Source organism: Streptomyces sp. VRA16 Mangrove soil, from assembly GCF_017377775.1.
GTDB lineage: Bacteria > Actinomycetota > Actinomycetes > Streptomycetales > Streptomycetaceae > Streptomyces.
In genome coordinates this window covers 325,850-346,813 of record NZ_JAFVLN010000001.1, presented here as the reverse complement: position 1 = coordinate 346,813, position 20,964 = coordinate 325,850, and the positions used below count along the sequence as shown (strand labels likewise).

Annotated in this window: 21 protein-coding genes; 13 read left to right on the top strand and 8 right to left on the bottom strand. The window is 72.8% G+C overall.

What is annotated here, in order from left to right; translation table 11 throughout:
* Nucleotides 1–6: 6 nt before the first annotated feature.
* Nucleotides 7–585 (top strand): hypothetical protein, encoded by a 579-nt coding sequence (locus J3486_RS01450; RefSeq protein ID WP_207818061.1) that lies wholly within the window; start codon nt 7–9, stop codon nt 583–585.
* 41 nt (nt 586–626) lie between these two features.
* The gene (locus J3486_RS01445) at nt 627–1,652 is read left to right on the top strand and encodes an aldo/keto reductase family protein (protein WP_207818060.1); all 1,026 of its coding nucleotides are present in this window, start codon (nt 627–629) and stop codon (nt 1,650–1,652) included.
* Nucleotides 1,653–1,679: 27 nt separating this feature from the next.
* Here the strand turns inward: J3486_RS01445 and J3486_RS01440 are convergent, their stop codons facing one another.
* Nucleotides 1,680–3,281 (bottom strand): Na+/H+ antiporter, encoded by a 1,602-nt coding sequence (locus J3486_RS01440; protein ID WP_207818059.1) that lies wholly within the window; start codon nt 3,279–3,281, stop codon nt 1,680–1,682.
* Between the two features lie 168 nt (nt 3,282–3,449).
* Nucleotides 3,450–4,427, bottom strand: coding sequence for a helix-turn-helix domain-containing protein (locus tag J3486_RS01435; protein WP_207818058.1), 978 nt, complete (start codon nt 4,425–4,427; stop codon nt 3,450–3,452).
* Nucleotides 4,428–4,511: 84 nt separating this feature from the next.
* Between J3486_RS01435 and J3486_RS01430 the strand changes: the two genes are divergently transcribed.
* Together J3486_RS01430 and J3486_RS01425 are read left to right on the top strand one after the other, a co-directional pair.
* Nucleotides 4,512–5,606, top strand: coding sequence for an acetylhydrolase (locus J3486_RS01430; protein WP_207818057.1), 1,095 nt, complete (start codon nt 4,512–4,514; stop codon nt 5,604–5,606).
* Between the two features lie 368 nt (nt 5,607–5,974).
* Nucleotides 5,975–7,483, top strand: coding sequence for a hypothetical protein (locus J3486_RS01425; protein WP_207818056.1), 1,509 nt, complete (start codon nt 5,975–5,977; stop codon nt 7,481–7,483).
* Here J3486_RS01425 and J3486_RS01420 read toward each other — a convergent pair.
* The gene (locus tag J3486_RS01420; protein ID WP_207818055.1) at nt 7,420–8,445 is read right to left on the bottom strand and encodes an aldo/keto reductase; all 1,026 of its coding nucleotides are present in this window, start codon (nt 8,443–8,445) and stop codon (nt 7,420–7,422) included. The two genes, J3486_RS01425 and J3486_RS01420, sit on opposite strands and share 64 nt — an antisense overlap.
* 517 nt (nt 8,446–8,962) lie before the next feature.
* On the opposite strand from J3486_RS01420, the gene J3486_RS01415 reads away from it, so the two are divergent.
* From J3486_RS01415 to J3486_RS01395, 5 genes are read left to right on the top strand one after another with little or no spacing between them, the layout of a single operon-like run.
* Nucleotides 8,963–10,660, top strand: a complete 1,698-nt coding sequence (locus tag J3486_RS01415) for a sensor histidine kinase KdpD (protein WP_207818054.1) — start codon at nt 8,963–8,965, stop codon at nt 10,658–10,660.
* Nucleotides 10,660–11,073 carry a roadblock/LC7 domain-containing protein gene (locus J3486_RS01410; protein ID WP_207818053.1) on the top strand — a complete coding sequence of 138 codons (414 nt, stop codon included), beginning with the start codon at nt 10,660–10,662 and terminating at the stop codon, nt 11,071–11,073. Before J3486_RS01415 ends, J3486_RS01410 begins: the two co-directional genes overlap by 1 nt.
* Before the next feature lie 6 nt (nt 11,074–11,079).
* Nucleotides 11,080–11,466, top strand: a complete 387-nt coding sequence (locus tag J3486_RS01405) for a DUF742 domain-containing protein (protein ID WP_307804650.1) — start codon at nt 11,080–11,082, stop codon at nt 11,464–11,466.
* Nucleotides 11,456–12,067, top strand: coding sequence for an ATP/GTP-binding protein (locus tag J3486_RS01400; RefSeq protein WP_307804649.1), 612 nt, complete (start codon nt 11,456–11,458; stop codon nt 12,065–12,067). The genes J3486_RS01405 and J3486_RS01400 overlap by 11 nt, the downstream gene beginning before the upstream one ends.
* Nucleotides 12,057–12,626, top strand: coding sequence for a GAF domain-containing protein (locus J3486_RS01395; protein WP_207818052.1), 570 nt, complete (start codon nt 12,057–12,059; stop codon nt 12,624–12,626). Before J3486_RS01400 ends, J3486_RS01395 begins: the two co-directional genes overlap by 11 nt.
* Nucleotides 12,627–12,632: 6 nt before the next feature.
* Here the strand turns inward: J3486_RS01395 and J3486_RS01390 are convergent, their stop codons facing one another.
* Complete coding sequence (locus J3486_RS01390) at nt 12,633–13,847, bottom strand: acyl-CoA dehydrogenase family protein (RefSeq protein WP_207818051.1); 1,215 nt, start codon at nt 13,845–13,847, stop codon at nt 12,633–12,635.
* A 203-nt stretch (nt 13,848–14,050) separates the two neighbouring features.
* On the bottom strand, nt 14,051–14,635 hold the full coding sequence (locus J3486_RS01385) for a rhodanese-like domain-containing protein (RefSeq protein WP_207818050.1): 585 nt from the start codon (nt 14,633–14,635) through the stop codon (nt 14,051–14,053).
* An 81-nt stretch (nt 14,636–14,716) separates the two neighbouring features.
* Here J3486_RS01385 and J3486_RS01380 point away from each other — a divergent pair, with 81 nt between their 5' ends.
* Nucleotides 14,717–15,004, top strand: a complete 288-nt coding sequence (locus tag J3486_RS01380; protein WP_207818888.1) for a metal-sensitive transcriptional regulator — start codon at nt 14,717–14,719, stop codon at nt 15,002–15,004.
* Between the two features lie 18 nt (nt 15,005–15,022).
* Here the strand turns inward: J3486_RS01380 and J3486_RS01375 are convergent, their stop codons facing one another.
* From J3486_RS01375 to J3486_RS01365, 3 genes are all read right to left on the bottom strand, one after another.
* Nucleotides 15,023–15,769 (bottom strand): sulfite exporter TauE/SafE family protein, encoded by a 747-nt coding sequence (locus J3486_RS01375; protein ID WP_207818049.1) that lies wholly within the window; start codon nt 15,767–15,769, stop codon nt 15,023–15,025.
* Complete coding sequence (locus tag J3486_RS01370; protein ID WP_207818048.1) at nt 15,766–16,152, bottom strand: rhodanese-like domain-containing protein; 387 nt, start codon at nt 16,150–16,152, stop codon at nt 15,766–15,768. Before J3486_RS01370 ends, J3486_RS01375 begins: the two co-directional genes overlap by 4 nt.
* Before the next feature lie 83 nt (nt 16,153–16,235).
* Complete coding sequence (locus tag J3486_RS01365) at nt 16,236–17,594, bottom strand: rhodanese-like domain-containing protein (RefSeq protein ID WP_207818047.1); 1,359 nt, start codon at nt 17,592–17,594, stop codon at nt 16,236–16,238.
* 423 nt (nt 17,595–18,017) lie between these two features.
* On the opposite strand from J3486_RS01365, the gene J3486_RS01360 reads away from it, so the two are divergent.
* Genes J3486_RS01360 through J3486_RS01350 form a run of 3 tightly spaced genes read left to right on the top strand, consistent with a single transcriptional unit; the run spans nt 18,018 to nt 20,911 of the window.
* Nucleotides 18,018–19,121 (top strand): aliphatic sulfonate ABC transporter substrate-binding protein, encoded by a 1,104-nt coding sequence (locus J3486_RS01360; protein ID WP_207818046.1) that lies wholly within the window; start codon nt 18,018–18,020, stop codon nt 19,119–19,121.
* A gap of 52 nt (nt 19,122–19,173) precedes the next feature.
* Nucleotides 19,174–19,959 carry an ABC transporter ATP-binding protein gene (locus J3486_RS01355; protein WP_207818045.1) on the top strand — a complete coding sequence of 262 codons (786 nt, stop codon included), beginning with the start codon at nt 19,174–19,176 and terminating at the stop codon, nt 19,957–19,959.
* Nucleotides 19,952–20,911: an ABC transporter permease gene (locus J3486_RS01350; RefSeq protein WP_207818044.1), complete on the top strand. Its 960-nt coding sequence runs from the start codon at nt 19,952–19,954 to the stop codon at nt 20,909–20,911. The genes J3486_RS01355 and J3486_RS01350 overlap by 8 nt, the downstream gene beginning before the upstream one ends.
* Nucleotides 20,912–20,964: the final 53 nt, after the last annotated feature.

The following is a 20,964-nucleotide window of genomic DNA, read 5'->3' as shown; positions in this document are numbered from 1 at the left end:
GCCACCATGACGGAGACAACAGCCCAGGAAGACCTCACCTCCCAGTACGCCGACAAGATCAGCAGTGATCTCGCGGAGAACGAACGGGCACGCCGGAGCATCAGCGACGACATCGCCGCCCTCCAGGAGCGACTGGCGGTCCTGGAGGGCAACCAGGCACTGCTCCTGCGGATGCGTGAGTCACTCGGCCCGGCCGGCGCCACCGCGCCGGAGGACACCGTGTCAACCCCCGCCGCCGCGGCCGAGGCACCGTCCGAGACGGCCAAACCCACCCGGGCCCGCCGGACCACCGGTGCCAAAGAGACATCGGCCAAGAAGAAGCCCGCGAGCAGCCGTGGTGACACGCGCCCGCAGGGGCCCTCCCTCGTCGACCTCCTCAAGCAGCAGCTGCGCGGGTACGACGAACCCCGCTCCGCCGCCGAGATCACCGACGACCTCGGCAAGGCACACCCCGAGCGCTCGTTCCAGACCAAGGTGGTGCGCAACACCCTGGAGGCCCTCGTCGCGAAGAGCGGCGCCGAACGCACACGGCAGAAGCGGTCCGTGTACTACTGCGCGCCCAAGGCCGAGCAGCCCGCGGCGTAGCGATCAACTCCCCCACGGCGCGGGCCAGTAAGGTCACAGCCATGAAGCATCGCCCCCTCGGCCGCAGCGGCCTGATGATCAGCGAGATCACCTACGGAAACTGGCTCACGCACGGCGAACTCGTCGGCCGCGAGCGGGCCCTGGAGTGTGTCAGGGCTGCGCTCGACGCCGGTATCACGACGTTCGACACCGCGGACGTGTACGCGCTGGGCGCCGCCGAGGAACTGCTCGGGGAGGCGTTGCAGGACAGCGGTGTGCGCCGGTCGTCCCTGGAGATCGCGACGAAGGTGTGTCTGCCGGTCGGTGACGGGCCCAACGACCGCGGCCTGTCCCGCAAGCACGTCATGGAGTCCTGCGAGGCGTCGCTGCGCCGGCTGCGCACGGACTACGTCGACGTGTACCAGGCGCACCGCTTCGACGACCGTACGCCGTTGGAGGAGACCCTGATCGCCTTCGACGACCTGGTGCGTCAGGGCAAGGTGCTGTACCTGGGTGTCTCCGAGTGGACCGCGCCGCAGATCGAGTCCGCCCTCGCGCTCGCCGACGAGCTCGGGCTGCGCAGCCGCATCGTCTCCAACCAGCCGCAGTACAACATGCTGTGGCGGGTGATCGAGCCCGAGGTGCTGCCGCTGTGCCGGGACCGTGGCATCGGCCAGCTCGCCTTCCAGCCGCTCGCCCAGGGGGTACTGACCGGCAAGTACCGGCCGGGGCAGCAGCCCCCGGAGGGTTCGCGCGCGGTCGCGGGCGGACGCGCCCCCGGCTTCATCGGCCGGGTGCTCGGCACCGAACTCCTCTCTCGCGTACAGGAGTTGCGGCCGCTCGCCGAGGAGTCCGGGCTGTCCATGGCGCAGTTCGCCATCGCCTGGGTGCTGCACCAGGAGGGCGTCTCGTCGACGGTGATCGGGGCGAGCCGCCCGGAGCAGGTCACCGAGAACGCCGCGGCCGCCGGCCGGCAGCTGGACGCCGCGGTCCTCAAGGCCGTCGACGAGATCCTGGCCCCGCTGATCGACCGCGACGCCACGAAGACGGCCAGGATGATGGCGGTGGAGCCCAGCTGGCGCGGCTAGTGACGGAGTCGACCGAGGGGGTCGTGCTCACTCCACGGGGACGTGGCGCAGCAGGTGCAGTTCCTCGGAGTCGAGCCGGCCCTGCAGCCGGCGCAGCACCGTGTCGTCGATGTCTCCCCGGTCGCGCAGCCGGACGACGACCGCACGGCGTTCGGCGAGCAGGGCGAGGCGCAGGGCCGTGGCGTCGTCGGCGAGGCGCTGGGGGTGCACCTCCAGGTCCGCGGGGGCGGCCTGGCAGCGCAGCGCGAGGGCGTCCGCCTCGGCCTGCCAGGCGACCCGGACGGCCTCGGTGATCTGCGGCGCGGTGTCCAGGCGCTCGGCCAGGGCGGGCAGCGCGGTGAGCGCCTCGTTGAGGGCGTCGGACTCGGCGCGCCACTCCTCGCGCGCCACGGCCCGGTCGACGGGGATCCGCGCCCAGCGCACCACCCCGGGGAGGATCACGGCCTGCGCCATCGTGACCACGATGACGAGACCGGTCACGAAGACGATCAACTCCCGGTCGGGGAAAGGCGATCCGCTGTGCAGGGTCGCCGGGACGCCGAGCGCGGCCGCGAGGGAGATCGCGCCGCGGAACCCGGACAGGGCGCTCACGGTCAGCCGGCGTGCCGAGTACGTGGTGCCCGAGGCGCGGGCCGTGCCCCGGCGGACGACGCGGAAGAACGCGGCGACCGCGAAGTAGTACGCGAACCGCACCGCGACCAGGGTCCCCGCCACCGCGAGGGCGGTGCCCAGCGCGCGCGGCAGCTGATCGCCCCTCAGGTGCAGTACGGAGTGGACGAGTTCGATGCCGACCAGGACGAACAGCGAGCCGTTGAGGAGGTAGGTCGCGACGGTCCAGAAGTTCTGGGCCTGCACCCGCACCTCGGCCCGTACGACGCGCGGTCCGCTCTGGCTGAGCATCAGCCCGCACACCACGACCGCGACCACTCCGGACGCATCGGCGTACTCGGCGACCAGGTACGCGCTGAACGGCGTCAGCAACAGCAGCACCTGCCCGCGCAGCGCGTCCCCGTCGGCGGTGCGGGCCCGCAGCCGCTGCACGAGCGCGCCGGCCGCGGCGCCGATCAGCGCGCCGCCGCCGTAGCCGAGGACGAACAGACCGCTCACGTGCACCGCGGTGACCTGCTCGGTGCCGACGGTGACACCGACCGCGATGCCGTACACCACCAGCGCCGTCCCGTCGTTGAGCAGGCTCTCCGCCCGCAGCAGCGTGATGTCGCGGCGCGGCAGCAGCCGGGCGACGACGCCGACGGCCGTCGCGTCGGTCGGCGCCACGGCCGCGCCGAGCACCCACGCGGGTCCCCAGTCGAGCCCCATCGCGTGGGCTACGCAGGCGACCGCGGCGGCCGAGGCGAGCACCAGCAGCGTCGCGGCGAGGCCGACGTCGGTGAGATGCCGGCGGATCTCGCGCAGCGAGGTGTTCATGCTCTCCCAGAACAGCAGCACGGGCAGGAAGAGCAGCAGGACGACCTCGGAGGGCAGTTCCACCGCCCGCAGCGCCGGGACGAGCCCGATCAGCACTCCGAGGGCGAGCAGCACCACCGGCGGCGCGATCCCCAGCCGCTCACCACCCGCCGAGCCGAGGAGCACAGCGATCCCCAGCAGCACCACCAGTACGAGGCCGAGCACGTGTTCCTCCCGTTTACGCCGAAGTCCGCGGTCACCGTACGACGCGCACGGGCGGCGACGGCCGAGCAGGTGGCCCGGAGACCGGGTGCGTCTGACCGGGGATCCCGCGGTCGGCTTCGGCAAGCCCTCGGTCGCGGCCGGCCGGCCGCGCACCTACACGTGCCGGATTCATGTGCCGGACCACGCCGTCCGGTCACCCGCGACCAGCGCGCCGAGTGCCGTCCGCAGGTGCGTGACCGAGCGGCCCGTGCGGGTCGTCGTCGCCATGCCGGCCGATCTGAGCGCCGCGGCGTGCGCCGAGGCCGTCGCGTTGCTGACGCGGAGGGCGCGGGCCAGGGACGTCGTGGTGTGCGGCTCGGCGAGCAGGCGCAGCGCGTCGAGGCGAGTGCGGCCCAGCACGGCGGCCAGGGCCTCGGCGGGGTCGTCCGGAGGCGTCGCGGTCGGCGGGAGGCCGGGACCGGCGGGATACGTCAGGACTGCGGGACGGCCCGGGGTGTCCTGGAGGAGCGGGCCCGCCGGGTGGTGGAACGTGGGCAGCAGCACCAAGCCGCGCCCTTCCAGGTCCAGTTCGCGGGCCGGGGCGACGCCGGGCCATTCCCACACGCCCTCGTGGAGTCGGCTGCCCGGGGCCAGTGCGGTCAGCGCGGCGGCCACGCCGTGTTCGGCGGCGGCGAGCGCGTAACGGGTGAACTCCTCGCGGTGCAGTTCCTGCACGACCGGCCAGACCGGGGCGAGGACCGTCTCATGGGCGACCCGGTGAGCGCGGTGCAGGACGCGCCAGGCCGTCTCGTCACCCGCGTGCAGCCCGCGGATCCAGGGCGGGGCGGGCGCCGTTCCGTAGACCCGTTCCAGTTCGGAGCGGACGATGTCGGGTCCCGTGGCGCGCAGCTGCGCGAAGCCGTCGTCGACGGTGTCACCGAGGACGTCGAGGAAGGCGGGCGCGCGGCCCGCGGGCACCAGGTCGGCGAGCGGCTCGGTGGCCGCGGGAAGGGCGCGCAGGACGCGTCCGCGCCACGGTGCGAACAGCGGCCCGCCGCGCCGGGTCACGGCTGTCGACAGTGCGGCGTGCAGTTCCTGGAGCGGTACGGGCCGGGGTGCGAAGCGCGTGCGGGCGAGGTCCTCGGCGGTGAAACGTATGCGCAGCATCGGCACGACTCCCCGTCCTGGTCGGGCCTTTCGGCCAGGGCCTGAACCCTCGCCGTGCGGCGGCCCCGCCCGAAGGATGTGCGCATGACGTCTCGACGCACTCTTCTCAAAGGCACCCTACTCGGCGGTGCGGCGGCCCTCCTGCCCACGGCTGCGTCCGCCGCCGGCGGCGGTCCTGTACTCCGGCTGCCGGCGCCCTCCGGCCCGCACCCCGTCGGCATGCGGACGGTCCATCTGACAGACCCGGACCGCTCCGACCCGTGGGTGGGCGGCGCACGGGAGGTGATGCTGACGGTTCTGTATCCGGCCCGGTCGGTCCGCGGCCTCGCCCGGGTCGCGCAGCTCACCCGGGCCGAGGCCGAGGTGTTCGCCGGGTTGGCGCCGCGCATCCACCCCGGGCTGCCGGAGCCGGGAACGGTGGACTGGGGCGCGGTCCTCACGCACGGGTACAGGGGTGCGCCGCCGCTGCCCGGCCGGCGTCCGGTGCTGGTGTACTCGCCCGGCGGCGGTGACTCCCGCACGCTCGGCACGACCCTCGCCGAGGACCTGGCGAGCCACGGCCGGGTCGTCGTCCTCGTCGACCACCCCGGTGACGCCTCCCAGGTCGAACTCCCCACCGGGATGCGCACGACCGCCCTGACCGGACCGCCGGACCCGGCGACCTTCGCCACGATGGTGGACACCCGGATCGCGGACCTCCGCCTGGTCCTGGACCGGCTCGGCACGCTGCCGCTCGCACCGGTCATGGACGCCTGCCGGATCGGACTGTACGGGCACTCGGCGGGCGGCACGGCGGTGGTCGGGACGGCTCAGGTCGACCGCCGGGTGGGCGCGGTGGCGAACTTGGAGGGGTATCTGGATCTGGCGCCGCGGCCGGTCGGCTTCGACCGGCCGCTCCTGCTGCTGCGTACCGACGGGTTCGAGGGGGCCGCACGGCTCGACTCGTCCTGGGCGGGCGTACCGAGCCGCCGTGCGATGTTCACCGACGCGAACCATTGGGCGTTCACCGACTACGGCTCGCTGGTGCCGCGGCTCCAGGCCGCCGGGCTCGTGACGGCGGCCACCCGCGCCGCTCTCGTCGGCACCGGTGACCCGGTGGTGACGCTCGCCGAGGTGCGACGCCGGGTGGGGACCTTCTTCGCGCGCAGCTTGGCGACCACCCGCGTCACGTCACCGTGAACACGATCGCCGGGGGTGGGTCGCGTAGCAATCGCACACCCATGCCTGTCGGCTGACGGGGGATCAAGTGGTGGCCGCCGAAGGGGCCCGGGCCATCGGCCGGGGCCCCGTTCGCAACTCCGCGGCCGAACATCCCCGTTGTGCCGCCCCGCTCGTACCGCATGGAGGGTTTGATGGATCGCCTGTCGTGACAGCACGCGCCCTAGGCATAATCCTCCTGTGTGATCTTCGTCTTCCCCCGGCGTGCCGCCTCGACTCCGTCGTCGGCGCGGCGCCCCGGGTCGGAGCCGAGTTCACCGACGAAGCACGCGAGCGCGCCCGAGCCCCAGGAGGGATCTGTGACCGAACGAACTCTGCTCCGGGCTTTATTGGAGGATCAGGGGCACGAGTCGTTCGCCGCGTTCGATGTCGCCTACAGCATGGCGGCGGAGCGGGCCGCCCAGGATCTGAGGCGGCCCAGCCTGGCGACCGTGACCTCGTCGAAGGCGTCCCTGAAGCGCTGGCTCGCGGGTGAGGTGGTGCCCCGCGGTGACAACGCGGTGGTGCTGGAGTACTGGCTGGGAGAGCCGGTCACCTCTCTGATGCAGCCCGCGCCGCACCGGGTGGTACTACCCCGGTTCCCGGCGGACGCGGGACGCGAGAGCGCCCGCGCGCTCAACGAGACGTACGCCGGCGCCACCCTGTGGCCGGCCGGTCCGATCGCGGGCAGCGGCGGTGTGTGGCTCTTCGGTGGCCGGCACCTGTTCGACCGGGCGGCCGTGAGCGTGCAGTTCTACGCCGCCGACCGCCGCCGCGACGCGCTGCTGGTGGGCCGGGACGACCTGCCGCATCTGCGGTCCTTCATCGAGCCCCGGCGGCGCGCCCTGGTGCTGGCCGTGCCCGGCTCCGCCGACGGCGAGGTCTATGTCCTGGACGCGGCGGAGGCACGCCGGCAGCTGGAGGTGACGGTGGACCGGCTTCCGGTCCCGGCCGCCTACCGGCTCGACGCGCTGACGTTCGCGCTGCTGTGGGCGCTGTGCAACCTAGACGGCAGTCTGCAGGACGACGACCACGTGATAGCCGGCGAGCAGGAGACGGTCGACGCGTTCTCGCACCTGGCCAGGTCCGCGCCCGGCCGCAGCGCCGTGCCCGCGCTGAGCCGGGTCGGCGCCGCCTGGATGGGCATGCGCCACTGCGCCCAGCACGTGCTGCGCCACCTGCGGCCTTCGGCCCGCTCGCCGCTGTTCTGGACCCGGGTGCGCGACGCCGAACACGCCGCGGGCTGGCTGTTCTTCGCGTCCTGGCCGGAGTACATCGCCACGCTGGGCGAGCGGTTCCGAGCGGGCTCCGCGGGGGCCCGGCGGGTGGTGGTCCTGCCGGACACGGCGGTGGAGGAGGCGGACACGCACGAGCGGATCCTGATGTTCCTGACGGTCGCCCTCATGGAGGCCCACTCCGTGCCGACGTGGGTCTGCGGCGACGCCGACCACTCCGGCCGGAGCGCCTTCGTCCTCCAGCCCGACGAGCAGGTCGTCGTCGCCGACTGGCAGGGCGAGGACCACCTGTGGCACACCGACGCCCTCCACGCGCGCGGCGATCTCCACGCCTACGCCGACGTCCTGCAGCGGGCCCACGACTCCGCCCTCACCGTGTCCGAATCACCCCGGGAGCGGCTCCTCGCGCTGGCGGACCATCTGGAACTGGACTGGACCTGGCTCACCAGCCGGTGCCGTGAACTGGCGGACTACGGTCTGTCAGGGCTGCTGCGCCCGCGCAGCCACCGGCTCTCGGTGGCCGCCGTTCACCAGGCGCTCGCCTTCGTGGGCACGCTGGTTCAGCAGCCGTCGCAGGCGCGGGAGTCCGTGACGCGCGACGTCCGGGAGCGCAGCCCGGCATAGGTGGCGTCGATGAGGTCCTGGTCGCTCGCCGCGACGGGCAGGTCGAGGCCGGCGTAGTGGAGCGCGATCTGCTCGGGCGAACCGAATCCGGGCAGCACGACGACGTCCGGCGAACGGTCCAGGCAGTGCCGCAGCGCGAGGCCGGGCAGCGCGGCGTCACCGAACCGTTCACGCAGCGGCCGCAGTTCCTCCCGCACGGCGGCCAGGATCTCGGGACGGAACCAGGGGTGGCCGGGGTCCGCGTCCGGCGGGCGCACCGGGCCGCGGGGCGCGGGCGGCGCCGCGAGCAGACCGTGGGCCAGCGGCGAGGTGACCAGAACCGGCAGTCCGCGCTCGGCGGCGTGGTCGAAGACGTCCGTGCCGTCGACGAGGACCGGCCCGGTCAGGGCGTTGTACTCGACCACGAGCACATCGGGGGCCAACGCCCGCTGCGCGTGCCGGAAGGCGCGGCGGGCATCGGCCGTGGCGCCGTCGCCCGGGACGCGCAGGCCCACGGAGCGGATGACGCCGCTGTCCCGCCAGGCCCGCAACGGGCGTACCGCGTCGGCCAGATGACGCTCGCCCGGGCCGAAGTCCGTGTGGTCCAGGACGTAGAGGTCCAGGTAGTCCGTGGCGAGGTTCTCCAGGGTCTGCTTCAACTGGTGGTGCAGGTGCGGGGCGGCGTAGGGGTGCGGGGCCGTGCCGCGGAAGTGACCGGCCGCGCACGCGATCTGCAGGGACTCCCTGGGGACCTCGTGCCACAGGCCGCTCAGCAGCCGCTCGGTGCGGCCCAGGCCGCAGATGTCGGCGAGGGCGATCAGGGTGGTCCCGTGCTTGAGGGCACTGCGCACCCCGTCCAGCCATCTCTCCTCGTCGTCCTCCGGGTGCTCGTGCGCGAGGGAGGCGGGCGGCCAGCAGGACACGCCGACGGGGTACACCCCCCTGCCCTCGTACAAGCGGCGCGCGGACAGCGTGGAGCTCACCCGGGCTCTCCTTCGGTCGGACGGAGCGGCACCGCCCTGGTCGGCGTCGGCCCGTCGGCGTTCGATCCGTCGGCGTTCGATCCGTCGGCGTTCGATCCGTCGGCGTTCGATCCGTCGGCGTTCGATCCGTCGGCGTTCGATCCGTCGGCGTTCGATCCGTCGGCGTTCGATCCGTCGGACGGGACGTATCAGGACCCTCCACACTGCCCCGCCGGCATGCGTGCTGCCCCCCGGAACACGGCTCAGATCCGGCTCATCGCGCCGCTGACCCAGTGCGCCGCCCGGCCCGGGTCGATGCCCTGCCGGCAAGGGCAGGAAGGCCGCCATGCCGCCGCATCGTGAATGAGCCCGAAACGGGCCCTCCACAAGTTGGATGAGCCGCCCGGCACCCAGCAAGGTTGCTGATGTCCCAGTGCACGGCAGGTACGTGTGGGAGCCGTGTGGCTGTACGGACCACGCGCCTTGTCCCCACGATGCCGCCCCGCCTTCGTGTTCGACGTCAGCGAGGACCCTCACCATGCGTGATCACGCTCCCGGCCAGCCCGCGGCGCCTCCGCCGGGCCCCCAACGGCCTCGGCCGAGCGGCGCGGGGGCGCGCGTCGGCCTGGTTCCGGCGGCGACGGCCACCGTGCTCGCGGCCTCCGGCTACGGCGTCGCGCTGGCCGGTTGGTCCCCCGCGGGGGTGCTCGGCGCGGGAATCTGCGCGGCCGTCGGCTGCACCGCGGCGCTCACCGGCGGCTGGGTCGGCGCGCGCCGCGCCCAGGCGCGGGAGCTCCTGGAGCGCAGCCGTGACCGCGAGCAACAGGACGCGGTGATACGGCAGTTGGCGCAGCGCCTCGACTCCGGGATCGGCGAGCTGACCGCTCTGGCCGAGCGGGTCCGCCGCGACGAGCAGGTCACCCAGGCCGCACCGCCGGCCGCCGTGCCGACCGGGCCGGAGCCGCTCGACCAGCTGGGCCGCGCCGTGCAGCAGACTCTGTACGCGGGGCACGCCGCCGTCGTCGCGGCGGGCACCCGGCAGCAGGTCGACGCGTTCGTCAGCATCGCCCGCAAGCTGCAGGCGCTGGTCACCCGCAGCCTGGAACGGCTGGACGGGGTCGAGCGCGAGGTGGAGGACCCCGAACTCCTCGACGCGCTCTTCCAGATCGACCACCTGATCACCCGGGTGCACCGGGCGGTGGAGAACATCGCCATCCTGGGCGGCGCCGTGCCCCGCCACATCAACTCCCCCGTGCCGCTGGCGACGTTGCTGCGCCAGGCGGTGGCCGAGACGGAGCACTTCGCGCGGGTGCGGGTGATCCGGCCGCCCGCCGGATACCTGGTGGTCGGCCATGCCGCGGCCGAGGCCATCCACCTCGTCGCCGAGCTCGCCGAGAACGCGACGCGCTACTCGCCGCCGGACACCCAGGTCTCCATCCGCCCGCAGGCCGTGGCGGCCGGCATCGCCGTCGAGATCGACGACCGCGGTCTCGGGCTGACCGGCGACCAGACCGCCCAGCTCAACCGGCTCCTCGCCGACCCCGAACACATCGATGTGAACCAGCAGTTGCGCGACGGGCGTACCGGCCTGCTCGTCGCCGCCCGGATCGCCCGGCGTCGCGGGCTGACGGTGCGGCTGCAGTCCAACGTGTACGGCGGCACCCAGGCCGTCGTCCTCTTCCCGCACGCGGTGCTCCACCAGGAGCAGCCCGCGCCGGCCGCGGAGCAACCTCGGCACCACCCCGCGCCCGCCCAGGCGGCCGAACCGCCGACGCCCATCGCCGCCCCGGCCGCCTGGGGTGCGGCCCCGGCGCCCTCGCCGGCGTACGCGCCGGAGCCGGGCCCCGTGCCCGTGCCCGTACCCGTGCCGGATCCCGCCCCCGCCCACGTGCCCGTTCCGCGGCCCCGCCAGGAGCTTCCGCAGCGTCCGAGTCGCGTCCGGCAGGTCCCGGCCGCCGCGCCGCTGCCCGCCCCCGCCGCGGACGAGCGTCCCCCGCTCGCCCAACGGGCCGCCCACGGCAGCTATCTGGCCCCCGAGCTGCGCGCCGCCACACCCGGCCAGCCCCTGCCCGCCGAGGACCCGGCCGCGCCCCACGGGCCCGTCACGGATCTGTGGCAGCGCTACAGCCAGGGTTACCGGCAGGCCACCGAACCGGCTGCCGCCACGAGCCGGCACGCGCTTCCGGCCGTCTCCCCCATGACGCCCCCCGCGTCCCCCACCTCCCAGGAGTCCTGATGTCGCACCCCGTTCCCGCTCAGACCCAGGACCTCGACTGGCTGCTGGCCGACTTCGCCGCCCGCGTCCCGGGCACCACCGGAGCGATCCTGGCCACCAGCGACGGCGTACTGCGCCACCGGCACAGCCTGGACGGCGTCCCCGCCGAGCGGCTCAGTGCCATCGTCACCGGCCTGTGCTCCATGGGCAGCGGTGTCTCCGCCAGCGTCCAGGCGGGTGTCGGCGACGTCGAGCAGATCATCGTCCAGTGCGCCGGCGGCCTGTTGTTCGTCGCCAAGGCCGGGGAGAACGGTGTGCTGGGCGTCCTGACCACGAAGAACGCCGACCCCGGCCTCATCGGCTACGAGATCGGGCTGCTGGTGCGCAGCGTGCACGGACACCTCGGCACGCCCGCCCGCACCCCGGGCCTGTGAGCCGCGGTGCGCCCCGATCACTCCGACGCGCAGCCCTGGGTGTCCCAGGAGGCGGCCACCGTGCGGATGTACGCCGTCACCGGTGGCCGCACCCGGGCCTCCCGGCCCCTGGACCTCACCACTCTGCTCCGCACGGCCGCACGGGCGCGGCTGTCCGGGCGGGTGGCGGAGCCCGGCCCGGAGGGCGCCGAAGTGCTCCGGCTGTGCGGCCCGCAGGCGCTGTCGGTGGCCGAACTCGCCGCCCGGCTCCGGCTGCCCGTCCCGGTCACGCAAGTGATCCTCTCCGACCTCATCGACTCCCGTGTCCTGATCCCCGTACCGGCCGCGCAGCCCGGACACGCGAGCAACCCGCGCACTTTGGAGGCCGTCCTTGAAGGACTCCGTGCCCTTTGACCCCGCTCCCGAGCCGGAGCCGCTGAAGATCCTCATCGCGGGCGGCTTCGGAGTCGGCAAGACCACCATGGTCGCCGCCGCCAGCGAGATCGAACCGCTCACCACCGAGGCGGCGCTCACCGAGGCGAGCCGCCCCACCGACCTGCTCACCGGCAGCGAGGACAAGACCACCACCACGGTGGCCATGGACTTCGGCCGGATCACGCTGCCCGGACGGCATCTGCAGCTGCTGCTGTTCGGCACCCCGGGCCAGGACCGGTTCTGGTTCATGTGGGACGACCTCGCCCTCGGCGCGATCGGCGCCGTCGTACTGGCCGACACCCGCCGCCTGGACGCCTGTTTCCCGGCCGTCGAGTACTGCGACGACCGCGGGCTGCCCTATGTGGTCGCGGTCAATCAGTTCGACAGCGCCCACCGCTACTCCGAGGACGAGATCCGGGGCGCCGCCCGGCTGCACCCCGCGATCCCTGTCGTGCAGTTCGACGCCCGCGACACGTCGTCCGCCCGGCGCACCCTGATCACGCTGACCGAGCACGCCCTGCACCTGGCGCTGACCCGGACCTCCGACCCCGAACGGACAGCTCACACCCATGCCTTTTGACATCGCCTCCGGGCTCCACCTGCCCGGCCAGGACCATGAACTCGCCCGCCGGGAAGAGCGGCTGGCGGATCTCGGGCTCGATCCGCACCAGGGCGACGCGCAGTTCGACGAGGCCGCGCGTCGCCTCGCGGAGGCCGCCGGAACCCCGTACGCCATGGTGAACCTGATCACCGACCAGCAGTACTTCGTCGGTCTGCACACGCCCGACGCGCCCAGCGACCCGACTGCGGAGGCCGCCGCGCCGGTCGGCCGGATCATGTCCCGGGAGCACGGTTACTGCCCCGCGGTCCTGGAGCGCCGCAAGCCGCTCGTGCTGCACGACGTGTACTCCGCGCCCCGGTTCTCCTCGAACCCGGTGGTCGACGAGCTCGGCATCCGCGTCTACTACGGAGCCCCGCTCATCGACCACCGTTCCGGGACCGTTCTCGGCACGGTCTGCGCGGTCGGGCCCGAGCCGCGCACCCTGGACACCTCGCGTGACGCCCTGGAGATGATCAAGCAGTTCCGGGACCAGGTCCTGGCCCAGATCTACCGGCGCGCGGGCGAGCCCCTGCCGTAGGAATCGCTACACCGCGACGGCCGCCGCCGTCTGACGCAGCGCGGCGGCCAGTCGCACCGACCACTGCTCGCCGCGCGCCGATCCCACCGCGACCTGCGCGAGCCGGTGCCACTGCACGTCGGAGGTGCCGGCCGGGGCGTAGATGTGGGCGGCGTCGCGGTACATGCGCTCCAGGCCGCGCTCGGCGGACAGGCCGATGGCGGCGTGCACCTCCATCGCGGTGCGCGCCGAGTCCATGGCCGACTCCACGTTGACCACCTTGGCGTTCATCAGCTCCGCGTCGCACGGCAGCCCGAGGTCGAGCAGGTGCACCGCGTGGTAGGCGAGGGTGCGGGCGGTCATCAGCCGGGACTGCATCTGTCCCACCTTCTGCTGCACGACGGGGAGTTCGGCCAGTGGCTTGCCGTAGCGCGTCTGCCCGGAGGCGTACGCGCAGGTCTCCTCGACGATCGCCTGGTGCAGGCCGAGCGACACGGCGGTGAGGTTGGCCCGCCCGTACAACACGCTGGAGGAATAGGCGACTTCGAGCCCCTGCCCCTCTTCGCCGAGGCGGTTCGCGACCGGCACCCGGCACTCGTCGAACCTCAGCTCGCCGAAGGAGAAGCCGTGCAGACCCATGGCCGGGGAGTGCGGCGCGAGCGAGAAGCCGGGCCGGTCGGCCTCGACCAGGAACGCGGACAGTCCCCGGGATCCTTCGCCGGTCCGCACGACGACGCCGTGCAGGTCGCCGACGTGGCTGTTGCCGACGAACACCTTGCGCCCGTTCAGCACGTACGAGTCGCCCTCGCGCCGCGCCGTGGACTCCATGCCGAGCACATGGCCGCCGGACTGGGGCTCGGTCACCGCGATCGTGGGCAGGCAGTCACCGGCGGCGATCGCCGGGAGCCACTGCCGCTGCTGTGCGGCGTTGCCGAAGTGCAGGATCTTCGCCACGCCCAGCTGCGACGCCTGGGCCATGGCGCCCATCGCGCCGCTGACCCGGGACAGTTCCTCCACGATGATCGTCTTCGCCCGGTGTCCCAGACCCATCCCGCCGAACTCGCGTCCGACGGTGACCCCGATCCAGCCCTGCCGGGCGATCTCCCGGGCCAGCTTCTCCTCCACCGTGCGCGCCGCCTCCATCCCGGCGACCTGGGGAGCCACCTCCGCCTCGGCGAACGCACGTACCTCCTGACGCAGTTCTTCGAGCCGGGCGTCGGTGAAATAGCCGTACCCCTCCATGAACCTTCCTCCGCATGACGGCACCCTGGCCCCGTGTCCGAGGGGCCGGGTGCATCCGGATCCAGGCGGCGCTGCCCGGAACAGAGCACAGCCACCCGGACACCACCTGTTCACGCGGCACCCGGGACGTCACCACAGTGGATGATCATCAGCGCGGCCCGCACCCTCGCACCGGGCTCATTTCAGGGTCACTCGCGTCACATTCAACGAGCCCGCAGCGCCGCCAGAGTCGCGTCGAGATCGGCCGGGCGGGGCCGGTTGTGCGGCAGCTTGCCGAGCACGGCCGCCATGCCGCAGGTGTGGGTGAGGGCGGAGAGGACGAGGCCGCCCGCGACGCCGGCCGAGATCAGCTGGAACGCGGGATGCACGAGCAGGCCCAGGGCGAGCCCGACGAGCACCAAGAGGCCCGCCGTGAACCGGACCTGGCGTTCCATGCTCCAGCCGGAGCGGGTGTCGCAGGCGGCCGGGGTCCGCAGCTCGTGCCCGTCGGCGGCCCAGGCGCTCGTGCCGCCGGCGAGGGTCGCCGTGGTGATGCCCTGATCGGCCAGCACCTTGCACGCGTTCTCGGAGCGGGCGCCCGAGGCGCACACGACGAGCACGTCACCCCGCTCGGCGGCGTGCCGGATCTCCGGCAGGGCCCGTCGGACGTGGTCGAGGGGGATGTTCAGGGCTCCGGGCAGGTGGCCCAGGGCGTACTCGGCGGGTGTGCGCACGTCGATGACGGTCAGTTCGTCCAGCCGCGTGCGGGCCTGTGCCGTACCGAGGACGACGGGGAGGGGAGAGGTCATGACTGGTGTGTTCCTTCATGGTCGACGCCGCCCCGAACCGGGACGTACAGTACCCCTAGGGGTATGTCTGGAGGAGTGATCGTGGAGCTGGAGCTAGAAGGTGCGGCCCTGAAGTCCGTGCTGAACCGGCTGCGCCGGGCGCAAGGTCAGATCTCCGGCGTGATCCGGATGATCGAGGAGGGGCGGGACTGCGAGGACGTGGTCACCCAACTCGCCGCCGCCTCGCGTGCGTTGGACCGGGCCGGTTTCGCGATCATCGCGACGGGTCTGCAACAGTGCGTGCTGGACATGGAGTCCGGGCGCGAGAACGGCGAGGATCCCGAGGCGATGCGCGCCAGGCTGGAGAAGCTGTTCCTCTCCCTGGCCTGAGGGCGCCCGCCGCGGCGCTCACCGCAGGGCGTCGATCAGCATGAAGGCCGCCACGGCAAGGAGCAGCACCGCGAAGATGCGCTGAAGCGTGTTCCCCGAGATCTTCTCGGAGAGCCGCTTGCCGTCCCAGGAGCCGAGCACGGCCGCCGCGACGAACGGTCCGACGACCGCCCAGTCCAGGTGCTGGACCGTACCGGCGCGTGTGGCCAGCGCGGCCAGCGAGTTGACGGTGATGACGAGCAGGCTGGTGCCCACGGCGTTGCGCATCCGCAGGCCGAGCACCCCCACAAGGGCCGGTACGGCGAGGAAGCCGCCGCCGACGCCGAGGACGCCGGTGACCGCGCCCAGGCCCGCGCCGACACTCGCCGCCCGCACCGGCCGCACCGCGACCGGGCCTTCCGCGGCCGGCCGCGAGCGCAGCATGCGTACGGCGGCCGCTCCCGCCACGAGCGCGAAGGCCGCCGTCAGTACGCCCGAGGGGATGCGCGCGGCGAGCGCGCCGCCCAGCATCGCGGGGCCGATCCCGGCCGCCGCGAACAGCAGGCCCGTACGCCACCGCACGTTGCCGTCGCGGCCGTGCGCGACGAGTGCGGTGACCGAGGTGAGCGTGACGATGACCAGACTCGCCGTCGTCGCGCCGACCGGGTCGAAGCCGAGCAGGTAGATCAGTGCGGGGACGGCCAGTACGCTGCCGCCACCGCCGAGCGCGCCCAGCGCCAGGCCGATCACGGCACCGGCGGCGAGGGCGAGGACCAGGGCACTCACGCGACGGTGCCGCTCTGTCCGCGCGCGTCCACCACCGGCAGACCCGCGGCGGCCCAGTCCCGCATCCCGCCGACCACGTCGACGGCTTCGCAGCCGCGCGCGGCGAGCAGTTCGGCGGCCTGTCGGGAGCGATGGCCGGAGCGACAGATCACGACCAGGGGCCGCGCCTGCGCGCGAGCGGGCAACGCCGCCCCGGCGGCCAGCGCGGTCAGGGACAGATGCACGGCTTGCGGGGCGTGGCCCGCCTGCCATTCGAAGGGTTCACGGACGTCCAGCAGCACGGCGTCGCCGCCAGCCTCGGCATGGTCGTGCCCGGTGCGTATCGCCGCCTCCTGCACGCTCACCCGGCCCGGACCGCCCCGGGCTCGTCGGAAGATGTTCATCTCGGCTGTTGCCTCCTGATCGGCACGCCGATGACGCGACCGGCGTCGTCGGCGAAGGTGCGGAAAGTTCGGTGGCCGCCGTCTCACGGCGTCCGCAGGGCGAGTCCCGCCGCGTCGGCCGCGGCGAAGGAGTCGTCGACGGCGACGACGTCCCGGCCCGCGGCGTCCAGCAGCGAGGCCGCGATCGCGGCGCGCATGCCGCCGGCGCAGTGCACCCACACCTGGCCGCCGGGCACCTCGTCGAGGCGCTGGTGCAGGGTGTGGACGGGGATGTGGACCGAGCCCTCGACGTATCCGCCGGCCCGCTCCGAGTCCCGGCGCACGTCGAGGACGACGACGTCGTCGCGGTTCCGCGCGGCGAGGTCGGCGAAGGTCGCCCGGGGGAAGGAGACCGGGGCCTCCCCCTCCCGCACCCAGTCGGCGGGGCGGCCCGTGGCCGCGGCGGCGGGCCGGTCGATGCCCACCCGGACCAGTTCGCGCTGGGCGGTGGCGATCTGCTCGGCGGACTCGCCGAGCAGCGTGACGGGCTTGCCCCACGGGATCAGCCAGGCCAGGTACGTGGCGAGCTGTCCCTCCGCCTCGAAGTTGAAGGAGCCCGCGAGGTGCCCTTCGGCGAAGGCGACCCGGTTGCGCAGATCGACCACCCACTCCCCCGCCTGAAGGCGCGCGGCGATCTCGTCGGCGTCCGCGACGGCGGGCGGGGTCAGATCCACGGGGGCGGGGCCCGCGGCGTTGGCCGGGCCCATGTGCGCGTAGTAGGCGGGTACGTCGTCCAGGCCGGCCAGCAGTTCGGCGACGAAGGTGTCGACGTCCCGGGTGAGGGCCTCGTTGGACGCCTTCTCCTTGCCGATGGTCGTGGCGTCGCCGCCGGCCTGGGCCGAGGAACAGAAGCTGCCGAAGCCGTGGGTGGGCAGAACGGCCGTGTCCTCGGGCAGTTCGTCCGCGAGGCGGTGCGCGGAGGCGTGCTGGGCGCGGGCCAGCTGCTCCGTCAGCCGGGGCTCGACCAGGTCGGGCCGGCCGACGGTGCCGATCAGCAGGGAGCCGCCGGTGAACACCACGACCGCCGCGCCCTGCTCCTCCAGCACGTACGACGTGTGGTGCGGGGTGTGTCCCGGGGTGGCCAGCGCGCGCAGCGCCAGGCCCGTGTCCAGGTCCGTGACGTCGCCGTCGCGCACGGGTATCCGCTCGAAGGAGACACGCGCCCCGGCCGGCACGAGGTAGTCCGCGCCCGTGATCCGGGCCAGCTCCAGACCTCCAGTGACGTAGTCGTTGTGCAGGTGCGTCTCGACCACGTGCGAGATCCGCACCCCGCGCCGCGCGGCCGCCGCGACGACCTGGTCGATGTCGCGGGGCGGGTCGACCACCACGGCCGTCCGCTCGCCGCCTGCCAGATACCAGCGGTTGCCGAGCCCCGCCATCTCGATCGTGTCGACGAAGAACACGTCCTGCTCCCTTCGCTGAGAAAATTACCCCCGGGGGTATGTCTTCGACCGTAGCACAGATACCCCGGGGGGTATTTTTCGAGACGAACGAGGGGCTGAATCCGGTGCGCCGCGGGCCTCGCCGACCAGCGACGCCCGCATGCCGAGACGGGCGTGTTCAGTATGTGAAACACCCCTTGGGGTGACCGCATCCTTCTGCCACGATCCCTATCAGTCCGGTAGGAAAACTAGGGATCGAGCGATCGCGGGAGGGGGGGAACCGTGGGTGCACTCAAGTGCGCGGTCCGCGCGTTGCCCGTGCTGACGTCGCGCCGCCACATCGACCTGAGCCGTACCGACAGTTCCCTGTGTCGGCCGGTCTGAGGCTCAGCACGCACTCCGCACCGCCTTGACCACACCTCCTTTTCCCGAGAGGACACCTCCGTGTCTGCCGCACGACCGCTCACCGCCCTGCGCGCCCTTGCCGTCACCGCCACGCTCCCCCTGCTGCTCACCGCCTGCGGCTACGGCTCGAACGCCGACGACAGCTCCAAGGAGAACGTCTCCGCCAAGGGCAAGGCCCTCTCCACCGACACCGTGAAGATCGGCTACTTCGGGAACCTGACCCATGGAACGGCTCTCGTCGGACGCCAACAGGGCATCTTCCAGAAGGAGTTGAAGGGCACCAAGGCGCAGTACGCCACCTTCAACGCCGGGCCCTCGGAGATCGAGGCGCTCAACGCCGGGTCCATAGACATCGGCTGGATCGGCCCGTCGCCCTCGATCAACGGCTACACCAAGTCGAAGGGCACGTCGCTGCGAATCATCGGGGGCAGCGCCTCCGGCGGTGTGAAGCTGGTCGTCGACCCGAAGAAGATCAAGTCCCTGGACGACGTCAAGGGCAAGAAGATCGCCACCCCGCAGCTCGGCAACACCCAGGACGTCGCGTTCCTGAACTGGATCGCGGAGCAGGGCTGGAAGGTCGACGCGAACTCCGGCAAGGGCGATGTCTCCGTCGTCCGCACCGACAACAAGATCACCCCGGACGCCTTCAAGTCCGGCTCGATCGACGGCGCCTGGGTGCCGGAGCCGACCGCGTCCAAGCTGGTGGCCGAGGGCGGCAAGGTGCTGCTCGACGAGTCCACGCTGTGGCCCGACAAGAAGTTCGTGATCACGAACATCATCGTGTCGCAGAAGTTCCTCAAGGCCCACCCGGACGTCGTCGAGGCCGTGCTGCGCGGCTCGGTGAAGACCAACCAGTGGATCGACGCCCACCCCGACGAGGCGAAGGCCGCCGCCAACAAGCAGCTGGAGAAGGACTCCGGCAAGGCGCTCCCGCCGAACGTTCTCGACCCCGCGTGGAAGTCCATCGAGTTCACCGACGACCCGCTCGCCTCGACCCTCGACAGCGAGGCCGCCCACGCGGTGAAGGCGGGCCTCCTCCAGAAGCCGGACCTCGCCGGCATCTACGACCTGAAGCCGCTGAACAAGGTGCTGAAGGCCGCGGGCGAGAGCCCGGTCGACGACGCCGGGCTCGGTGTCAAGTGACCACCCACGCACTCGAGTTCCCGGCCTCCCCGGCCCTCAGGAGGTGACGACCATGGCGACTGCTCTCACCAAGGCGGCCGACACCGGCACCGGCACGCGTGGCCGGGCGGCCCGCATCACGCACGTCTCGAAGTCCTTCGGCACACCCGCGGGCCCCCAGCTCGTCCTGGACGACATCAGTCTCGATGTCGCTCCGGGCGAGTTCGTGACCCTCCTGGGGGCCTCGGGGTGCGGCAAGTCGACGCTGCTCAATCTCGTGGCGGGGCTCGACGCCCCGTCGGCCGGCTCCATCACGACCGAGGGGCGCCCCGCCCTGATGTTCCAGGAGCACGCCCTCTTCCCGTGGCTGTCCGCGGGCAAGAACATCGAACTCGCCCTGAAACTCAGGGGAGTTCCCAAGCAGGACCGGCGCGACCGCGCCGAGGAGCTGCTCGAACTGGTCCGGCTGCAGGGCGCGTACGGCAAGCGCGTGCACGAGCTGTCGGGCGGCATGCGCCAGCGGGTGGCGCTCGCGCGGGCCCTCGCCCAGGACGCGACGCTGCTGCTGATGGACGAGCCGTTCGCCGCGCTCGACGCCATCACCCGCGACGTCCTGCACGGCGAACTGATGCGGATCTGGTCGGAGACGAACGTCTCCGTCCTGTTCGTCACGCACAACGTGCGCGAGGCGGTGCGGCTCGCGCAGCGTGTCGTGCTGCTGTCGTCGCGGCCCGGCCGGATCGCCCGCGAGTGGACCGTGGACCTCCCGCAGCAGCGCCGGATCGAGGACCCGGCCGTGGCGGAACTCTCCGTCGAGATCACCGAACAGCTCCGTGGGGAGATCCGTCGTCATGGCTGACACCGACAAGACCCCACCGTCCCCCGTATCGACCGCGATACCGGCGCCCGCACCGGCCCCGACCGCCGTCCTGGCCGAGCCGCCCGCGAAGGCGGACGACCTGGCCGGTCTCGAAGCCGGACTGGACGCCCTGGAGACGGTGCACCGGGGGCGTGCCCCCTTCTCCCGGACCTTCCGCGAGAAGATCCTGCCGCCGCTGACCGCCGTCCTCGTGGTCCTGGTGCTCTGGCAGGCACTGGTCTCGCTCAAGATCGTCGACGATCCGACCAAGCTGCCCGCCCCCGCCGACGTCTGGCACGAGGTCGAGGACGCCTGGCTCAAGGGCGAGTTGCTCGGCTACATCTGGACGAGCGTCTCGCGCGGCCTGCTCGGCTTCCTCTTCGCGCTAGCCATCGGCACCCCGCTGGGCCTGCTCGTGGCGCGCGTGAAGTTCGTGCGCGCGGCGATCGGCCCGATCCTGTCCGGTCTCCAGTCCCTGCCGTCGGTGGCCTGGGTGCCGCCCGCGGTGCTCTGGCTCGGTCTGGACAATTCGATGATGTACGCGGTGATCCTGCTCGGCGCGGTCCCCTCGATCGCCAACGGCCTGGTCTCCGGCGTCGATCAGGTGCCGCCGCTGTTCCTGCGGGCGGGCCGCACGCTCGGCGCGACCGGGGTGCGGGGCCTGTGGCACGTGGTGCTGCCGGCCGCGCTGCCCGGCTACCTCGCGGGGCTCAAGCAGGGCTGGGCGTTCTCCTGGCGTTCGCTGATGGCCGCGGAGATCATCGCGTCCTCGCCCGACCTCGGCGTGGGCCTGGGCCAACTCCTGGAGAACGGCCGCAACGCCTCGTCGATGCCGATGGTCTTCCTCGCCATCCTGCTGATCCTGATCGTCGGCATCGTCATCGACCTGATCATCTTCAGCCCGTTGGAGCGGCGCGTGCTGCGCGGTCGCGGCCTTCTCGTGAAGAACTGATGCCCTGAGCGCGTACCCGGGCACGCTCACGGGCGTGACCCGGCCTCCCGCAC